The following is a 17,098-nucleotide window of genomic DNA, read 5'->3' as shown; positions in this document are numbered from 1 at the left end:
CATAAGGCCAAACCTATCGCGCTTCTAGCCAGAAAAGCCGACAGCGCGCGGGGTGGAGTTACCCAATTCCACGTACAGGATGCGCTCAGTGCGCACCACAAACTTCATGCCGCGCTCATCTTCAAGCGTGATGGTGGGGGCACCGGATTCAATAGCCCGAGTGATGTGCTCCGAAATCTCTTCCTGTCCCTTCGGCGAGGTGATGGAGAGTTCACGGTGGCTATCTGCAAGACCAATCTTGATGTCCATTGCGGCTATCTCACTGTCCTTTTGTTGAGTTTCTTTCCGTGCAATAGGCACATTGTAACGGTGGGCAGTTAAGATGTTCACCGTGCCCGATCGCATTGAACAGTCACCGCCCTCCTTCGCCGCCCTTGGCGTCGCTGCGGAGATTGTGGAGGCCCTCGCGGCAGAAGGCATGACCCATGTGTTCTCCATTCAGGAGCTCACTTTGCCCATCGCGCTTGAAGGTCGCGATCTCATCGGCCAAGCCCGTACTGGCATGGGCAAGACCCTCGCGTTCGGCGTCCCCCTCCTTGACCGCGTTTTCGACGATGCCGCGATCGCCGAGCTCGACGGCACCCCGCGCGCCCTCGTCATCGCCCCCACGCGTGAGCTCGCCGTCCAGGTGGGCGAGGATCTTGCGCTCGCCGCAAAAAATACGCCTGTTCGCTTATCGACGATTTATGGCGGCCGCCCCTACGACGAACAAATCAACGCTTTGAAAGCCGGCGTCGATGTTGTCGTGGGCACCCCGGGCCGCCTACTGGACCTTCACCAGCGCGGGGATTTGGACTTAAGCCAGGTGGCCATCCTCGTCCTCGATGAGGCCGATGAGATGCTCGATCTGGGCTTCTTGCCTGATATCCAGAAGATCTGGGGCGCGCTGAACCAGCCGATTCAAACCATGCTGTTCTCCGCCACCATGCCGGGTCCGATCCTCACCTTGGCCCGCTCGATGATGAACAAGCCGATTCACATCCGCGCGGAGTCCACCGAAGATTCCCAGCTGCATGACACCACGAAGCAAGTGGTGTTCTGCTCCCACAAGATGGACAAGCCGGAGGTCACCGCACGCATCCTGCAGGCCGATAGCCGCGGTAAGACCATCATCTTCACCCGCACGAAGCGCACTGCTGCCGATGTGGCTGAAGACCTTGCACGCCGCGGTTTCGCCGTCGGCTCCGTCCACGGTGACATGGGACAAGAGGCTCGCGAGCGCTCCCTCGATGCCTTCCGCTCCGGGGAGATTGAGATCCTCGTGGCCACCGACGTTGCCGCCCGCGGTATTGACGTGGACGACGTCACCCACGTGATCAACTACCAAACCCCAGATGACCCGATGACCTACGTCCACCGCATCGGCCGCACCGGCCGCGCTGGACGCACCGGTACCGCAGTCACGCTCGTCGGCTTCGACGAGACCCACAAGTGGAAGCTCATCAACGACGACCTCAACCTGGATAACCCCGAACCCCCATCCTGGTTCTCCACCTCGCCTGAACTTTTCGACGCGTTGGACATCCCAACCAACGCTGGCCCCACCGTCGGCGCTCCGCGCCCCGTCCACGGCCTGCGCCGCAGGAAGCCAAGCACCGATAAGCCATCTTCCCGTGGCAACTCCCGCAGCGGTTCACGCCCCCGAAGGCGCCGCCGATGAGCGCCCACCAGCCGCTCCGCCGCACCCGCGGTGACCTTATCGCCACCGGCGTTATCGCCGCCGTGTGCGTCGTGGCCCTGCTCAGCGCCTTCTTCTCCGCACCGATCCGCCAGGACCACCTCAGCCCAGCAGCAGAAGAACTTACCGACGCTGGCACCCTCGCCGTCGTACCAGAGGCCCTCACCGAATCCTTCACTCTGCCCGACACCTCCCCGCAGGCACGCCCACTCATTGTCAAGGGCGTGATTGTCACCTACAACGACGGCACCATCACCGGCACAACCCCGGATGGCACCACCCAGTGGACCTACAAGCGCAGCGCCGAACTATGCGGCATGGCCAGCGCCTGGGGCAAGGTCGTTGCCGTGTACCGCACCAACATCGGTTGCGGTGATGTGGTGGGCATCAACGCGCTGACAGGCCAGTACGCGAACACCCGCTCCGCCATCAGCCCTAACCGCGTCTCCGTCTTCTCCTCCAACGACCGCGTCGGCACCATCGGCTCGGACGGCCATCTCTCCCGCGCGGAAATCTGGCGCTCTGACCTCGTGCGTACCGTCGAATACGGCGATGTGGAGGCCCCACAAGAGCCCGAGATGCAACCGAATCCCGGCTGCACATTGACCTCCGCGCTGACGCGCACTGAGCTCCTGGCCATCACTGAGACCTGCGAGGACGGCACCTGGCTCCGCTTCCAAGACACCACGCCGGAGGACTCCCGCAAACCGGAGATGCACGAATCCGTGTCCATCCCGGAAGGCTCCTACCTCGTGGCCATCAGCCAGGATGCCGCTGCAGTGCATGACCCGGCGTCTTCGACCGTGACCTCCTACTCACAAGATGGGGCACAGCTCAGCCGCGCTGAGGTTCCGGCCTCCAACCTGCTGGCGGATTCCCCCACCGGCGTGGTCGTTCCACAAACCGCGGATCTGCCCCACCACATGACGTACTTCGACGGCGCCAACCTCATGCTCCTCGACCCCTCTAACCTCGAGGTCCGCACGATCTACCAAGGCGCACTCGGCACCGGTGTGGGCATTGCGGACCGCCTGCTCTACCCCACCGCTGATGGCATCACCATTGCGGATTGGAACAGCCCAGAAACAGAGCGCACCATCCCCGTTGACCGCGGTGGGTACAGCGGACCGGTAGCGGTGGGGTCGGCGGGCCCCACGATCGTCGAAAAGCGTGGCGAAACCGACGTTGTCCTGACGGCTTCTTAAAGCTGACGCGCGCGGCGTTCGTCGAAACGCGCCGTGGCCCAACCCGTGGAAGCCGGGTGCAATGCGCATCCCAGCGTGACCAATCCGGCGAACAGTGTGACCACGCCGAACGTGATGGCGCCGCCGCTGAACATGTAGACGGAAATGCCGATGAGCAGCACATTCAGGAACACGATGAGGCTGCGCCCCCACGTGTGACCGCGCAAGATTCCCACGGCGCCGGCGAGCATCGGGCCGAAAACCAGAAGGATGAAAATCGCGGTTCCCACACCCACGAAGGCGAATGCCGGGGTATCAGATTCCACTAACGCCTCATCCGTGCCCATCTGCGCCTGCGCAATGGCGAAGTAGATGCCGGCGCCGATGGCAACAACACTCTCGATGATCGCCACAATCGCAGCAAGTTTCATCGGGCCAGGAACCGTCCCCGCGGTAGGGAGATCCGTGGACGTCGGCTTGGACTCAGGGTTGGAAGCGTTTGAAGTCACGGATTTCATCCTAAATGTTGATGGCGATTTGACGAACTTTCCACCCCTACTCACATTCACCGCACCGCCAAAAGGCCAGCTCAAGAAGTTTTTAGAACAAACACTTTCCGAGTGATCGACCTCACTACCCCCGCCAATTCGACCTAAAAATGCCCGAATAAATATGAATTGCATCACAATTTGGCTTCTACCCCTAGCGGAGTGTATGTAAACATGCCATTATTCACGAGTAGCAAAAATAAAGAGCTGGTAACCCAGCCACTAACTCCACATCACCACGGAGTTAACGTCCGGTAAACGGAAGACGGGTCCCGCAACCATCGGGAACTACCGCCCATGAAAGACCGGAAACGCTTACTTTTCGCACGACCCTTTCACCGCCGGGGAAGCCCCGCGTGTTTCACGCGCGCCGCCCCGATGTTTGAAGAGCCTTGCAAAAAGCACGCCGTGGTGCGCCCGGAACGTGGCTTGCCCCTGAAGTTTCACCAGTTCATCCACTTTTTCACGGTGGCGTTTTGCGCTGCCACGCACACGACTTTCACGAAGGAGACCTCATCATGGATTGGCGCCACGAAGCAGTATGCCGCGACGAAGACCCCGAACTGTTCTTCCCGGTTGGTAATTCCGGCCCGGCTTTGTCCCAGATCGCACAGGCCAAGCTGGTCTGCCACCGCTGCCCTGTTACTTCCCAGTGCCTGAAGTGGGCACTCGAGACCGGCCAGGATGCCGGCGTGTGGGGTGGCCTCTCCGAGGAGGAGCGCCGCGCCCTCAAGCGCCGCAACAAGCAGCGCAACCGCCAGCGCGTCACCGCCTAATTCCTTTTACTTCTGCCTAGGCGGGCATCGGCCCGCCTAGGCTGCCGATTTCCGTCACACCCGCCCATCCCGATACAGTGTTCAGACAGACTAAATACTGTCCGATCCATCTGGCCCAAGGAGGTCGTTATGAGCAAGCGTGGTCGTAAGCGCAAGGACCGTCGCAAGAAGAGCGCTAACCGCGGCAAGCGTCCTAACTCTTAAGCAGAGTTAAACAGCGAAGCACCCCTTCACCTGGTTTTCGAGCCGGGCGGAGGGGTGCTTTCTTTCGAAGCTCAGCCCCGCTTAACCGCTTAACCCCGGTGAGACCCCGGTGAGACCCCGCCAAAACGCAAACCCCAATAAACGTTTTCAAATGAACCAGGATGGGCCACCAAGTTTTTACCGAAGCTGACGCGCCCACCTGGTTCATTTGAGTTCATTCATTGCAGTTCATTCATCACGGTTTGCCTGGAATGCAGGTGCAAGGGTGTCCGGCCAACCGTTATTCAGCCTGCACTCAGCCCACTGCTCAGCCCACTGCTCAGCCCGGCGTCGAGATTTCTAACTGGTTCGGCCCCTCGCCCCAACAAACCCCCAGGTCGCGAAAATTGTGTTGCGAGATTTCTCGGATCCCGCCGAGAGCACGCCCGCCACGAGCAGGCCCCTACTTGTAATAGGTCACCGAGATGGACCGCACGATCCGCTGCCGCAGCTGCTCCGGCGCCTGGTCCTGGCAGTTGCATCGGCGGACGATCTGGCGGATCTCCATTTCAGTTTTCAGCCGGGCAAAGTTCTCAGGGCAGGTCTGGATGATGGCGCGGATTTCCTCCACGCGGGCCTGCGGAGTCTCGGGATCGAAGAACTCGCAGAGCAGCGCTTGCGCGCGGGTTGGTTCGATGTTGCAGTCACCCATTATTTCTGCTCCTTCAGGCCAGTACTCTGCTGCTCGGCGCTCTCCAGACCGATGCCTTGTTCGTTCGCTACATCCTTCAACAGTTCGCGGAGCTGTTTTCTTCCCCGGTGAAGGCGGGACATGACGGTGCCGATGGGAATGTCCAGCGCTTCGGCGATTTCCTTATATGCCAGGCCTTCGACGTCGGAGAGGTAGACGACCATGCGGTAGTCGTCGTTGAGCGAGTTCATGGCGTCTGCAATCGCGGTGTCGGGCATGTTGCGCAGCGCCTCAACTTCCGCGGATTGCAGGCCGGTCGAGTCGTGCGAGCTGGTGGTGTACAGCTGCCGGTCGGTGACATCTTCGGCAGAGGTTTCCAGCGGGCGGCGCTGCTTTTTGCGGTAGGTGTTGATGTACGCGTTCGTCATAATCCGGTACATCCACGCCTTGAGGTTGGTGCCCTCCTTGAACGAACCGAATGCGTTGAAAGCCTTCAGATAGGTTTCTTGCACGAGGTCTTCGGCGTCTTGCGGGTTGCGCGTCATGCGTAGCGCACCGCCGTAGAGCTGGTCGAGGAGCGGTAGCGCTTCTTCGGTGAAGCGCCGTTCAAGGTCGTTGTCGGCCATGGGGTCATTCTAGCTAGGCTTGTGTTCATGGCTGCGAAGACTCAAGCACTTGCTGTTCTTGACGCCGCGGGCGTGCCCTATGAGTTGCTGGAGTACGCCGCTCACACGGATCATTTTGGGGATCACGCGGTGGCGGATTTGGGGATTGATCCCGCGCTCACGCTCAAGACCCTGGTCATTCACCATGAGCGTGATTTCGCGGTGTGTTGCGTGCCGGTCGCGGGTCAGCTCTCCCTCAAGAAGGCGGCGAAGGCGCTCGGCTGGAAGAACGCGGAGATGGCCGCACCCAAGGACGCGCAGCGCATCACGGGGTACATCGTCGGCGGCATCTCCCCGCTTGGCACGAAGCAAGCGCTGCCCACGCTTATTTGCGCCTCCCTCGCCCCCTCCCCCACCACCTACCTCTCCGCCGGCAAGCGCGGCCTATCGGTGGCGTTGAACCCTCAGGACTTAGCTCAGGTACTGGGCGCGTCCTTCGCCCCGATCAGCTCCGCGTAGTCATTGCGCACGTTGCCCACCTCGCTGGCAGCGGGGCGCCACTCTAAATCCGTAGCCACCCGCGAGGGGTGGATGAGCTCCAGGGCTTCCTCCGGTGTTCCCTTCACCCACTGCTCCACCTCGTCTGCTTTCAAAAACAGCGGCAGGCGGTGGTGCAGCCACTCCATGTTCTCGGTGGCGTCCGTGGTCACCATGGTGGTGGACAGCCTGTCCAATCCCGTGTCCCACAACGCCGCCGCGTACAGCAGCCCCTCTTCCGGAGTGACGTAATAGGGCTGCTTGCCTTTCCCTTCCTGCTTCCACTCGTAGTAGCCGTCCAAGACCATGAGTCCCCGGCGCGCCTTGAAAGCCGAGCGGAAAGAGGGTTTTTCCGCCACCGTTTCCCCACGGGCGTTGAACAGGGGCGGGCCGGTGTCGTCTTTCTTCCAGGTGGGAAGGAGGCCCCACCGGGCGGCGTCGATAAGCGCTTCGGTCTTGTCTATGCGCACGAGCGGCACTTGCTGGGTGGGCGCGATGTTGTAGCGCGGCGGCGGGGTGCCGTCGGGCGCGTGCACTGCGGTGATGCCGGGGAGTGAGCCCACGGCTTCCAACAGTTCGTCGCCGGTGGTGAAGAGAACGAAGCGTCCACACATGTCCCCCATTATGGCCCGGCGGTATGCTTGGCCGCATGACCTCCCATTTGTGGCCTGCCCCGTTCCATCCTGACCCGATCGTGCACACCCAGGTTGTGCCCGGGTCCAAGTCGATGACCAACCGCGCGTACGTGCTCGCGGCGTTGGCTCACCGGCAGTCCACGATCATCGGGGCTCTCCACTCCCGCGACACGGACCTCATGCGTGCCGCACTGTCAGACATGGGTGTTGTCTTCACGGAAGAGGCCGAGCGCATCACCGTCACTCCCGGTGAACTCGTCGGCGCCACGGTCGATTGCGGGCTCGCGGGCACCGTCATGCGGTTCGTGCCCGCCGCCGCTGCGTTCGCTCACGGCCCTGTGCTTATCGACGGCGACGAGCAAGCCCGCTCCCGCCCCCTCACCACCGTGCTGGATGCCCTACGCCACCTCGGTGTGTCCATCGACGGGGATTCCCTGCCGTTCACCGTCCACGGCACCGGCAGTGCCCAGGGCGGGCGTGTGGAGATTGATGCGAGCTCCAGCTCCCAGTTCGTCTCCGCCCTGCTCCTGGCAGGTGCGCGCTTTGACCGTGGGTTGACCGTCGTCCACACTGGTGGCCGCCTGCCGTCCATGCCGCACATTGAGATGACCGTGGACATGATCCGCGAGGCCGGCGTGAAGGTGGACGTCAAACAAAACGAATGGACCGTCCACCCCGGCCCCATCGGCGGCAAGATCTGGGTCATCGAGCCAGACCTGTCCAACGCCACCCCCTTCCTCGCCGCGGCAGCCGTCACCGGCGGCACGGTGAGCATCCCCTACTGGCCACAGAAAACCACCCAGGCCGGTGACGTCATCCGCTTGATCCTCGAGCGCATGGGCTGCGAGGTCGACCTCATCGCCGATGGCCCCTCCTACACTCTCACCGTCACGGGCCCGCCGCGTGGCCAGCTGCAGGGCATCACCCTGGACATGAGTGACATCGGGGAGCTGACGCCGACGGTGGCGGCGTTGGCAACGCAGGCGACGCAGACAAGCATGCTCACCGGCATCGCGCACCTGCGCGGCCATGAGACCGACCGCCTCGCCGCGCTGAGCCAGGAAATCAACAAACTGGGCGGCAAGTGCGAAGAGCTTCCCGACGGCCTCCGCATCACCCCCGCTCCCCTCCACGCCGGCGTGTGGCACTCCTATGCCGACCACCGGATGGCCACCGCCGGTGCGATCATCGGTCTGACCACAAACGGCGTGGTTGTCGAGGATATTGAGACCACCGCGAAAACCCTCCCCGGTTTTGCTGACATGTGGACAGGCATGCTTAATGGCTAAACGCGCAGGCAGGGACTTCTCCAGCTACGACGAATCTGACGTTCGAGTCCGCCCCGGCAAAGGCTCCCGTCCGCGTACCAAGGACCGACCGAAGCACGCCGACGCGGTGGTGGGACTGGTGATCACCAAAGACCGCGGCCGGTGGGGCGTCGTGCTGGAAGACGGCACCCGCGTTACCTGCATGCGCGCCCGCGAACTGGGCCGCACCTCCATCGAAGTCGGCGACCGCGTCCGTGTCGTTGGGGACACCAGCGGGCGCAAAGACACCCTCGCCCGCATCGTCGGCCGTGAAGACCGCAGCTCCGAACTACGCCGCACCGCCGATGACACCGACCCCTACGAACGCATCGTCGTTGCCAACGCCGACCTCCTCCTCATCGTCTGCGCGGTTGCGGACCCACCACCCCGCACCGGATTCGTCGAACGCGCCCTCATCGCCGCCTTCGTCGGTGGAGTCACCCCGATCGTGTGCCTGACCAAGTCCGACCTCGGCGACCCCGGCGCCTTCGAACAAGAGCTCGTGGACCTTGACGTGGATGTCCTTCACACCGGCATCGCCGACGACCTCGACCCGCTTTTAGAGCGCATCACCGGCCAACTCTCCGCCGTCATCGGCCACTCCGGCGTTGGCAAATCAACCCTGGTCAACCGTCTTGTCCCTGACGCCAACCGTGAGACCGGTGAAGTCTCCGGCGTTGGCAAGGGCCGCCACACCTCCACCCAATCAGTGGCGCTGGAGCTGCCAGGCTCTGGCACCGGCTCTGGAGCTGAGCACCCAGGCTGGATCATCGACACCCCTGGCATTCGCTCCTTCGGCCTCGCCCACGTCTCCCCCGATGACGTGCTCGACCCCTTCCCGGAGCTGGCCGAAGCCGCCGAGAACTGCCCCCGCGGCTGCACCCACGCCGGCCCGCCCGCGGATCCCGAGTGTGCCTGGGACGACCTCGCCGCCCGCAACGGCGAGGATTCCGTGATCGGCCGCCGTGTCCAGGCCGTCCGTCACCTGCTTGAGGCGCTCCGCATCAACGAGACCACCTACGACTAGGCCCGTCCCCCGGGCCAGTCTCACCCTCGTTCCCAGCCCCTCGCGTCGACCCGTGTGTAAAATTTTACATTGCAGCAGTAACTATCTCATAATAGAAATCCACTACCAGTGGTTTTAGATTGGCCACATTTTGGCGATGTAATTTTTTACACACGACCAACCATGGGAGGCCCAAAACCAGCCCCAAACCAGCCCCAAACCAACCCAAAACCAGGCACCAAAAAAGGGGCCCCACAAGGGAGCCCCCACCCCAAAGCCGGGAAGCTACATCAGCTCCACCAGGAAGGGCAGCTCGGTCGGGTCGTAGAACGCGAGGTAATTGTCCTGGGCGTCCCCGACGGCGAGTTCGGCGTCTTCGTCACCGAGGTCAGCAGCGTCGATGAGTTCAACGGCGCGGCGGGTGGCGGGCTCGGCCGCTTCGATGTCGATGTGGATGGCGGCAACGTCCTCAAGCGCGATCGGCCCGGAGAGTTTCACCACGGATTCGCCCATGTCGGGCTGCTCAGACGCGTCGACGTCCACTGAGATGACTACGCGGCGGTGCGGGTAGTCGGGCTCGTCGCCGATGGCGAGGAGGCGGAGGGAGGCCAGGGCTGCGTCATCAAAAGCGACGAGCTCAATTTCTTCCTGGTCGCCCGAGGTGAAGAATTCCACGAGCGCGGGTGTGGCGGCGAAGCCCCAGCCGCTGCGGGCGTGGATGAGTCCTTCGGCGTTCAGTTCCTTGAGCATGGCGAATGTCGCCGGAACATACACGCGCATTAGAACTCGCCCTCAATGTCGAAGAGGGACTGGATTTCCACGGAAGTGCGGTCGAAGGCGGTGTGCAGGATGCCGATCATGCGGGATTCGACGGCGCCACGGACGTTGAGGATGTCATCGTCGATAAGCGTGCATTCGTGAAGAGGCACCCCGATCGCGTCAGCGGCGGCCTGGAATGCTGCGGTCTCAGGCTTTTCCACGCCGACCTCGCCGGAAAGCACCACGGCATCAACGTGGCCGCGGAATTCCCACTCGCGGATCGGATCAGCTTCCTTGCCGCCCGGGTCGTTGGAGAGGATCGCGGTGGCGATACCTGCCTCGCGCACAGCGGCGAGAAGTTCCTGCCAGCGGCGCACATCTTCAGCATCGCCGTCGAGTACGCCCGCGTAGTCCAAAATCAAGCCTTGCATTATTTTCCTCCAGCATTTTTTGCTTTTCGACGTTTACCCGGCCACTCCGACCAAATCCTGGCACAATGATACCTAGCCATTGTCGTACCTGCCTTGAGGAAACCGTTCTGTGTTCCAAGGAGGCACTTGTGTACTATCCCGTTCCCGGCCATTCGCACGTGAAGGTGCTGGTGCCGGAAGTTTCTCAGCCGGTGAAACCGCGACCGCCGAGTCGCCCGTCCCACCGGATCACCAAACCCACGATTGATGCTGCCGAGCTTGCTGCCGTGTCCCCGCTGGTGCGGGTGGCGTTGGATGCGGCGTTTGGTATCCGCGACATTCGTACGTTGCAACAGCGCAGCTTTAGCTACGGTGTCCGCGCGCATGTGCGGGCACAGCGGCGCAGCGGAAGAAAACCTACCGGGACGGTGCGCGTCCTCAGCGCGCACGCACGCGGGGAAGGTGAATTCCACGGTACGGCGTCGTCCGGCGGCCGCAATTACGCATGGGTGGCGCGCATGGCGGAAGGCCGTCTGCAGTCCTTCCGGGTGCTCTAGCCCCCGCAAGCGAACGCTAGGGGTGCTAGGGGTTAGCTCTCTGCTCCCTCAGCGCCCTCAGCGCCAGCTGCTTCCTGCTGCGCTTGCGCCTGCTGCTCGAACTGCTTGCGCAGCATGAAGAGCTGGCGGACGGTCTCTTCCTTGATGCCGTCGTTCATGGCGTGGAACATGTCGCCACCCTCCTTCTGGTACTCGACCAGCGGGTCGCGCTGCGCCATGGCACGGAGGCCAATGCCTTCCTTGAGGTAGTCCATCTCGTAGAGGTGCTCGCGCCACTTGGTGTCGATGATCGGCAGGATGACCATGCGCTCAACGTTGCGCATCTGCTCTTCCCCACCGATGGCGGCGACGTGCTCTTCGAGCTGGTCGTACTGGCGGTTAGCGTCGTCGATGATGGCCTGGCGCAGCTGGGCACCGGTGAGCTCGCCGGGGGTGCCGTACTCGGAGCCGTCGATAAGCTCATCAGGCGTGAAGGTCGGGCCGTAGAGGGACTCGAGTGCGTCCCACAGCTGGTCCAGGTCCCAGTCCTCGACGTAGCCCTCGCGGGTTGCGCCGTCGACGTAGGCTCCCACGGTGTCGTCGATCATGCCGCGGATCTGATCCTTGATGTCCTTAGACTCCAGGATCTCCAGGCGCTCACGGTAGACAACCTTGCGCTGTTCGTTGAGGACCTCGTCGTACTTGAGCACGTTCTTGCGGGCCTCAAAGTTCTGGTTCTCCACCTGGGACTGTGCGCCCTTGATGGAGCGGGAGACCATGCCGGCCTCGATCGGGACATCGTCCGGAACGTTGAGGCGGTTCATCATGTTCTCCATGGACTGGCCGACGAAGCGAACCATCAGGTCATCGCGCATGGAGAGGTAGAAGCGGGTCTCGCCCGGGTCACCCTGACGGCCGGAACGACCACGCAGCTGGTTATCGATACGGCGGGACTCGTGGCGCTCGGTACCCAGGACGTAGAGGCCACCGGCTTCACGCACTTCGTCACCAAGCTTCTTGGAGCGCTCCTTCGCCTTGGGCAGCTCCTCGTCCCATGCTTCCTGGTATGCCTCCTCATCCTCGAAGGGGTCCAGGCCGCGCTCCTTGAGCTTGTGCTCAACGAGAACTTCCGGGTTACCACCAAGCACGATATCCGTACCGCGACCAGCCATGTTGGTGGACACAGTCACGGTGCCGGGCAGGCCGGCCTCGGCGATGATGCGGCCCTCTTCCTCGTGGTGCTTCGCGTTCAGCACGTTGTGCTTGATGCCCTTGCGGGTGAGCAGCTGAGAGAGGTACTCAGAACGCTCGACGGAGGTGGTACCCACCAGGACCGGCTGGCCCTTCTCCACGTGCTCCGCGATGTCCTCGGCCACGGCAGCGAACTTGGCTTCCTGAGTCTTGTAAATCAGGTCGTCGTGGTCCTTACGGATGTTCGGCTTGTTCGGCGGAATCGCCACAACACCGAGCTTGTAAATCTGGTGGAGCTCCGCCGCCTCGGTCTCAGCGGTACCGGTCATGCCGGCGAGCTTGTCGTAGAGGCGGAAGTAGTTCTGCAGGGTGACGGTAGCCAGGGTCTGGTTCTCGTTCTTGATCTCCACGCCCTCTTTAGCCTCGATGGCCTGGTGCATACCCTCGTTGTAGCGGCGACCCGGCAGGATACGGCCGGTGAAGGAGTCGACGATGAGGACTTCACCCTGACGGATGATGTAGTCCTTGTCGCGCTCAAAGAGCTCCTTCGCCTTAATCGCGTTGTTCAGGTAGCTCACCAGCTGGGAGTTCTCAGGAGCGTAGAGGTTGTCAATGCCGAGCTGGTCCTCCACGAAGGCAACGCCTTCCTCGGAGACACCGATGGTGCGCTTGCGCTGGTCCACCTCGTAGTGGATGCCGGCGCGCATGCGCGGTGCGAGCTGCGCGAAGACGGTGTAGAACTCACCGGAAGAGTCGGTGGGGCCGGAGATGATGAGTGGGGTACGAGCTTCGTCGATAAGAATCGAGTCCACCTCATCCACGATGGCGTAGTTGTGGCCGCGCTGCACCATCTCGCTGACAGACTTAGTCATGTTGTCGCGCAGGTAGTCAAAGCCCAGCTCATTGTTGGTGCCGTACGTAATGTCCGCGTCGTAGGCCTTCTTGCGCTCCGGCGGGCGCATGTCAGAGAGGATCACGCCCACGGTGAGGCCCAGGAAGCGGTGCACACGACCCATCATCTCAGCGTCACGCTTCGCCAAGTAGTCATTGACGGTCACGATGTGCACGCCCTTGCCACCCAAACCATTCAGGTACGCCGCCAGAACAGAGGTCAGGGTCTTACCCTCACCCGTCTTCATCTCGGCGACAGAACCGAAGTGGAGTGCAGCACCACCCATAATCTGCACCTTGTAGTGCTTCTGCCCCAGCACGCGCCAGGATGCCTCGCGGGCGGTGGCAAAAGCGTCTAGCAAGATGTCATCCATGGACTTGCCGTTTTCCAGCGCTTCCTTGAACTCATCGGTCTTGGCCTTGAGTTCTTCATCGGTCAGCGCGGCGTACTCGTCCTCGAGTGCAATGACGTCGTCTGCGATCTTGGCGTAGCGCTTAACGGTGCGGCCTTCACCGGCGCGCAGCAGCTTGGACAGTCCGAACACGTGGTGCTTCCTTCTGTAGCGGTGCGTGAGTTACTTTCCACGGGCATGTGGCCCGCTATTCAAACCGCTATTGTACGCACATCCAGCTTGGGGCCCACTTCCGGGCACCTTGGAGGTAAGTGAGAGTCACCACAGACATGAAAAATCCCGCCCACCGGCAACAAACCAGTGGGCGGGAAAGCATCCCTCAATGCGAGGTTTACTCAGCATCCTCCGGCACGAGGGTGATCAGGCCGTAGTCATATGCGTGACGACGGTACACCACCGACGGACGCTTCGTCTCCTCATCGATGAACAGGTAGAAATCGTGGCCTACCAGCTCCATCTCAGAGAGCGCCTCATCAACAGACATCGGGGTTGCTGCGTGCTCCTTGGTGCGCACAACCTGGCCCGGGATGTGATCCTCCACGGTGTTTGCGTACGGATCTGCCGGTGCTTCCTCAGCCTGGGCGCGAGCCTGTGCTGCCTCAGCAGCGAGCTCTGCTGCGATCTCACCAGTGGACTTCGGCTTACGGTGGCCACCCATGGAGATTTCGCGGCGGACCTTCACCTTGCGCAGAGAGCGCTCCATCTTGCCAACGGCGGACTCCAGTGCGGCATAGAAGCTGTCTTCCTTAGCCTCAGCGCGGGCGAGGTGGCCCTTGCCGGTTGCGGTGATCTGGATGCGGTTGGCCTGTGCTTCACGGCGCGGGTTCGGCTCGTGCTGCAGTTCGACGTGGAAGAAGGTCAACGTCGGGTCGAGCTTCTCAATCTTGGCGAGCTTGCCATTGACCCGTTCCTGGAAGTGTTCCGGAACCTCAACGTTGCGGCCAGTGATGGTCACCTGTGCTGCGGGGCTCAGGGCTTCTTGGTTGCGGTCGTCTGCAGAGGTCATCTGCTTCCTCCTTGCATTCAGTGTCCGCCGTCTCGCGGCGGACTGGGGAACGGTTCCACATAGAATTATACCGTTGTCGTTTCAGGCCCTGCCACGAGTTCACCCCTCCTATGCCGCGGCAAGAACTACGCACGCCACGGGGTTTCCGCCATGCGCAAGAAGCTTTTCGACGACCGCCTGCAACGTCGCCCCCGTCGTCACCACATCGTCCACCACGATGAGCGGGCCCTGGGGCACCGCGCTGAGTTGGACATTGCCGCTGAGGTTCCGGCGGCGGGCGGATTCGTCGAGGGAGGCTTGGTCGGGGGTGGCGTCGAGAAGCGAAAAGACATCATGCGTTGGCCTCCCGCTGGCATGGCACACGGCGGAGACCGGATCACCTCCGCGTGCGCGGGCCGCGCTGGGGCGTGTGGGCGCGGGGATGAGGTGAGCGCCCGGAATGATGTCGCCGCGTGCCTCCAAATAGTCAAGCGCAGCGGTGAGAACAGCGCCGATGTGCCTGCGGACGGCGAGGTTCTTTTTCTCCTTCATGGCCAAGATGACACCGCGGTGCGGTGCGTCATAGGTGCCGAGCGTAAAGACAGGCACGTGCACAGTGAGGTTCGGAGTGTGCTGAAAAGGCGGCGTGGCCAGGCGCTTCTTGCAGGTGGGACACAACAGGTAACCCGGCGCGGCGCATCCCGCGCAGGCGCGCGGAAAGAGGAGCTCGCCGAGGTGGTGTGCAAGACCTGTCATGAGCCTGATTCCTTAGGACACTACGGCTTGGGCAGGACCGGTGCGGCGCGCACACCTTGCAGTCCGGGGACTTCGCGCCAGTTGAGGGAATCGCGGGTGGTGGTGGGCATGCGCATGATCACCTTGGAGTCGGTGATGTACATCATCTCGCTATTCGCGCCCACCGCGACGACAGGGCCACCGATGTTGCCCGATGGCAGCGTGGTGGTGGCAAAGCCGTCTTGGTCCACGCGCACGATGGGTGCCTGGCGGTTGGAGGTGCCCACGAGGAGCGAGCCGTCCGGCTGCCAATCGGCAGACACAGCGGAGCCGTCCAGGTCAGCGGCGTATTTAACGGTATTGACGATGGCACGCTTACCATCCTCCCGTCGCTCCACCACGCCGACGACAAGATGCCCGTCAATCACCATGGCCACGCGGGCCCCGGTGCGGGACAGACGCAGGACGGTGATTTCGCCGGTGGCACCCTCCTCCGCACCCTCCGAGTTGCGGCCTTGGACCGGGGTGGTGCTGATCGTGTCAGGCAGAGTGAGCTCCACTTCATTGACCACCACTTCCCCGGTTGCCGGAGAACGCATTGCGCGCATCACACGCTTGCCGTCCTCCACGACCCAGGCACCACTGTGGTCCGGTTCCAGGCTCGGGCGGGTGAGGCTGCCGGCCACGAGCACCTCTCGAGAATTACCGCCGAGGGTGCCCACGACGAGGGACTGATGCTCATCATCGACGTTCACGGCGGCGGCGTAGAGGCCATCATCACCGATATCAATCTGGGAAATATTGCCAAGACTACTCAGCCCAGCGACCCGCTCCACCTTGGTGGGTGCCACGCTGTCCAAGTCGGTGACGGCCGAGACAGTCCCGTTGGACAAGGTGTACAAGTCCGGCCCGTCCTCAGCCACGGGGACGGGATTGAGGCTTTCAAACTCATCCGTCGTCACGTCGAGGCTGTCACCGAGCAGCCCTGTCCCGTCGGCGGAGACCTGGTAGGGACCGACCTCACCGGCGCCCTGCAAAGTCCACGCGATCTGCGCGGCAAAGCGGGCGCGGGTTTGTTCATCGGCGCCTGCCAAGCCCGTGAATTCGTACACCCCATCTTTCATGCCGGTGTAGGCCACCGTGGTGGAATCCTTCGGCAGCGTGGGGGTGATGGCGGGGGCGATGCGGTCTGAGGGGCCGTCCACCAGCATGGCGAGCAACGCCGACCCAATCGAGCTCACGCGAGAGAACACCCAGCGACGATCCGCGATAAGCCTTTGGCCCGTGCTGTCGTAGAAGTACAGGTTGCGTGGCTCGTAGTGGTTGCGCATGTCCGTGCGATCCACCACCACATCATTCGGCAGGTTAGACAGGCGCCACTGGCCGTTTTCTTGGACGAGCTCCATCGTGGCTTCATACCCGCGATGCGCCGGAGTGAAGGCGCCACCGGGTTCAAGGGTGCCGATGATCCGGCCCGTCACTGAATACAGGCGCTTGTTCGTCTCCGTGGTCGCCCGCGAGGAGATCTCAAACGTGTCCAGCACCAGCGTGGATTCGCTCGGTTTCCACGCCTCCCCCATTTCCTTGGTGAGGTACTTCCGCGCCACCTCAAAATTTCCGGTGGGATTGGCGGACGCCGCGAAGAACTCACGCAGCAACAAGTCCGGCTCCATGCCATCTGCCGGGGCCTGATCCAGCACCGTGTCCGGACGCTGCTCGAAGGTGCCCAACGCGTGTGGCTCCGTGTTGGTAGGCAACGTCGCACAGCCAGTGGCAATAAACAGCACCGGCACCGTGGCGGCAGCGACGAGCGTGGTGCGTAACTTACGTCCTCGCATTTTTGCCTCCCCCTTCTCTCCCCTTCTCTGCGTTCTCTGCAATTTCTGCATTCTCTGCGTTCTCTGCGCCAAACTCTGAAGTCAGGCTTGCGCCGAAGACTGTCGGTGTCCCGGTGGACACCTCTGTCGGCGATCCTATGGCCAAACCTGAATTCGGCTCTGGCACACCGGCCACGGCGGCACACGTGAT

The 17,098-nt window shown here is 62.5% G+C and carries 19 protein-coding genes; 8 read left to right on the top strand and 11 right to left on the bottom strand.

The features are described 5' to 3' along the window. Nucleotides 1-24: 24 nt before the first annotated feature. The gene (locus tag L8U60_RS03705) at nt 25-249 is read right to left on the bottom strand and encodes a DUF3107 domain-containing protein (protein WP_269965048.1); all 225 of its coding nucleotides are present in this window, start codon (nt 247-249) and stop codon (nt 25-27) included. 82 nt (nt 250-331) lie between these two features. On the opposite strand from L8U60_RS03705, the gene L8U60_RS03700 reads away from it, so the two are divergent. Beyond that, a complete protein-coding gene (locus tag L8U60_RS03700) occupies nt 332-1,660 on the top strand; it encodes a DEAD/DEAH box helicase (RefSeq protein ID WP_269965047.1) in 1,329 nt (442 codons plus the stop codon). Next, on the top strand, nt 1,657-2,883 hold the full coding sequence (locus L8U60_RS03695) for an Rv3212 family protein (RefSeq protein ID WP_269965046.1): 1,227 nt from the start codon (nt 1,657-1,659) through the stop codon (nt 2,881-2,883). The genes L8U60_RS03700 and L8U60_RS03695 overlap by 4 nt, the downstream gene beginning before the upstream one ends. On the opposite strand, the gene L8U60_RS03690 is transcribed toward L8U60_RS03695, so the two are convergent. Next, nucleotides 2,880-3,371 carry a hypothetical protein gene (locus L8U60_RS03690; RefSeq protein WP_269965045.1) on the bottom strand — a complete coding sequence of 164 codons (492 nt, stop codon included), beginning with the start codon at nt 3,369-3,371 and terminating at the stop codon, nt 2,880-2,882. The two genes, L8U60_RS03695 and L8U60_RS03690, sit on opposite strands and share 4 nt — an antisense overlap. Before the next feature lie 557 nt (nt 3,372-3,928). Here L8U60_RS03690 and L8U60_RS03685 point away from each other — a divergent pair. Next, a complete protein-coding gene (locus tag L8U60_RS03685) occupies nt 3,929-4,186 on the top strand; it encodes a WhiB family transcriptional regulator (protein WP_034664433.1) in 258 nt (85 codons plus the stop codon). 129 nt (nt 4,187-4,315) lie between these two features. Further along, nucleotides 4,316-4,390, top strand: coding sequence for a 50S ribosomal protein bL37 (locus L8U60_RS10880; protein ID WP_095066802.1), 75 nt, complete (start codon nt 4,316-4,318; stop codon nt 4,388-4,390). A gap of 442 nt (nt 4,391-4,832) precedes the next feature. Here the strand turns inward: L8U60_RS10880 and L8U60_RS03680 are convergent, their stop codons facing one another. Both L8U60_RS03680 and L8U60_RS03675 read right to left on the bottom strand, forming a co-directional pair. Next, a complete protein-coding gene (locus L8U60_RS03680) occupies nt 4,833-5,081 on the bottom strand; it encodes an anti-sigma factor (RefSeq protein WP_269965044.1) in 249 nt (82 codons plus the stop codon). Then, nucleotides 5,081-5,686, bottom strand: a complete 606-nt coding sequence (locus L8U60_RS03675; protein WP_269965043.1) for a sigma-70 family RNA polymerase sigma factor — start codon at nt 5,684-5,686, stop codon at nt 5,081-5,083. Before L8U60_RS03675 ends, L8U60_RS03680 begins: the two co-directional genes overlap by 1 nt. A gap of 27 nt (nt 5,687-5,713) precedes the next feature. Between L8U60_RS03675 and ybaK the strand changes: the two genes are divergently transcribed. Beyond that, entirely contained in the window at nt 5,714-6,184 is a 471-nt protein-coding gene (ybaK, locus tag L8U60_RS03670) for a Cys-tRNA(Pro) deacylase (RefSeq protein ID WP_269965042.1), read from the top strand. Here ybaK and L8U60_RS03665 read toward each other — a convergent pair. After that, nucleotides 6,142-6,816, bottom strand: a complete 675-nt coding sequence (locus L8U60_RS03665) for an SOS response-associated peptidase (protein ID WP_269965041.1) — start codon at nt 6,814-6,816, stop codon at nt 6,142-6,144. The two genes, ybaK and L8U60_RS03665, sit on opposite strands and share 43 nt — an antisense overlap. A 35-nt stretch (nt 6,817-6,851) precedes the next feature. Between L8U60_RS03665 and aroA the strand changes: the two genes are divergently transcribed. Continuing rightward, on the top strand, nt 6,852-8,126 hold the full coding sequence (gene aroA / locus L8U60_RS03660; RefSeq protein ID WP_269965040.1) for a 3-phosphoshikimate 1-carboxyvinyltransferase: 1,275 nt from the start codon (nt 6,852-6,854) through the stop codon (nt 8,124-8,126). Next, nucleotides 8,119-9,171, top strand: a complete 1,053-nt coding sequence (gene rsgA / locus L8U60_RS03655) for a ribosome small subunit-dependent GTPase A (protein ID WP_269965039.1) — start codon at nt 8,119-8,121, stop codon at nt 9,169-9,171. The genes aroA and rsgA overlap by 8 nt, the downstream gene beginning before the upstream one ends. Nucleotides 9,172-9,435: 264 nt before the next feature. On the opposite strand, the gene L8U60_RS03650 is transcribed toward rsgA, so the two are convergent. Both L8U60_RS03650 and L8U60_RS03645 read right to left on the bottom strand, forming a co-directional pair. Further along, complete coding sequence (locus L8U60_RS03650) at nt 9,436-9,930, bottom strand: DUF6912 family protein (protein ID WP_269965038.1); 495 nt, start codon at nt 9,928-9,930, stop codon at nt 9,436-9,438. Then, a complete protein-coding gene (locus L8U60_RS03645; RefSeq protein ID WP_269965037.1) occupies nt 9,930-10,340 on the bottom strand; it encodes an HAD family hydrolase in 411 nt (136 codons plus the stop codon). Before L8U60_RS03645 ends, L8U60_RS03650 begins: the two co-directional genes overlap by 1 nt. 128 nt (nt 10,341-10,468) lie before the next feature. Here L8U60_RS03645 and L8U60_RS03640 point away from each other — a divergent pair, with 128 nt between their 5' ends. Further along, on the top strand, nt 10,469-10,876 hold the full coding sequence (locus L8U60_RS03640) for a hypothetical protein (protein WP_269965036.1): 408 nt from the start codon (nt 10,469-10,471) through the stop codon (nt 10,874-10,876). A gap of 32 nt (nt 10,877-10,908) precedes the next feature. On the opposite strand, the gene secA is transcribed toward L8U60_RS03640, so the two are convergent. The 4 genes from secA to L8U60_RS03620 all read right to left on the bottom strand — a co-directional run bounded on the left by secA (nt 10,909) and on the right by L8U60_RS03620 (nt 16,908). Then, nucleotides 10,909-13,482: a preprotein translocase subunit SecA gene (gene secA / locus L8U60_RS03635; RefSeq protein ID WP_269965035.1), complete on the bottom strand. Its 2,574-nt coding sequence runs from the start codon at nt 13,480-13,482 to the stop codon at nt 10,909-10,911. Nucleotides 13,483-13,681: 199 nt separating this feature from the next. Then, nucleotides 13,682-14,356 carry a ribosome hibernation-promoting factor, HPF/YfiA family gene (hpf, locus tag L8U60_RS03630; protein ID WP_269965034.1) on the bottom strand — a complete coding sequence of 225 codons (675 nt, stop codon included), beginning with the start codon at nt 14,354-14,356 and terminating at the stop codon, nt 13,682-13,684. Between the two features lie 108 nt (nt 14,357-14,464). Then, nucleotides 14,465-15,091 (bottom strand): ComF family protein, encoded by a 627-nt coding sequence (locus tag L8U60_RS03625; protein ID WP_269965033.1) that lies wholly within the window; start codon nt 15,089-15,091, stop codon nt 14,465-14,467. 20 nt (nt 15,092-15,111) lie between these two features. Then, complete coding sequence (locus L8U60_RS03620; protein WP_269965032.1) at nt 15,112-16,908, bottom strand: LpqB family beta-propeller domain-containing protein; 1,797 nt, start codon at nt 16,906-16,908, stop codon at nt 15,112-15,114. Nucleotides 16,909-17,098 lie beyond the last annotated feature (190 nt).

The sequence above is a fragment of the Corynebacterium meitnerae genome, assembly GCF_027570075.1.
Classification (GTDB): Bacteria; Actinomycetota; Actinomycetes; order Mycobacteriales; family Mycobacteriaceae; genus Corynebacterium; species Corynebacterium meitnerae.
This window is presented reverse-complemented; position numbering and strand designations above follow the sequence as displayed.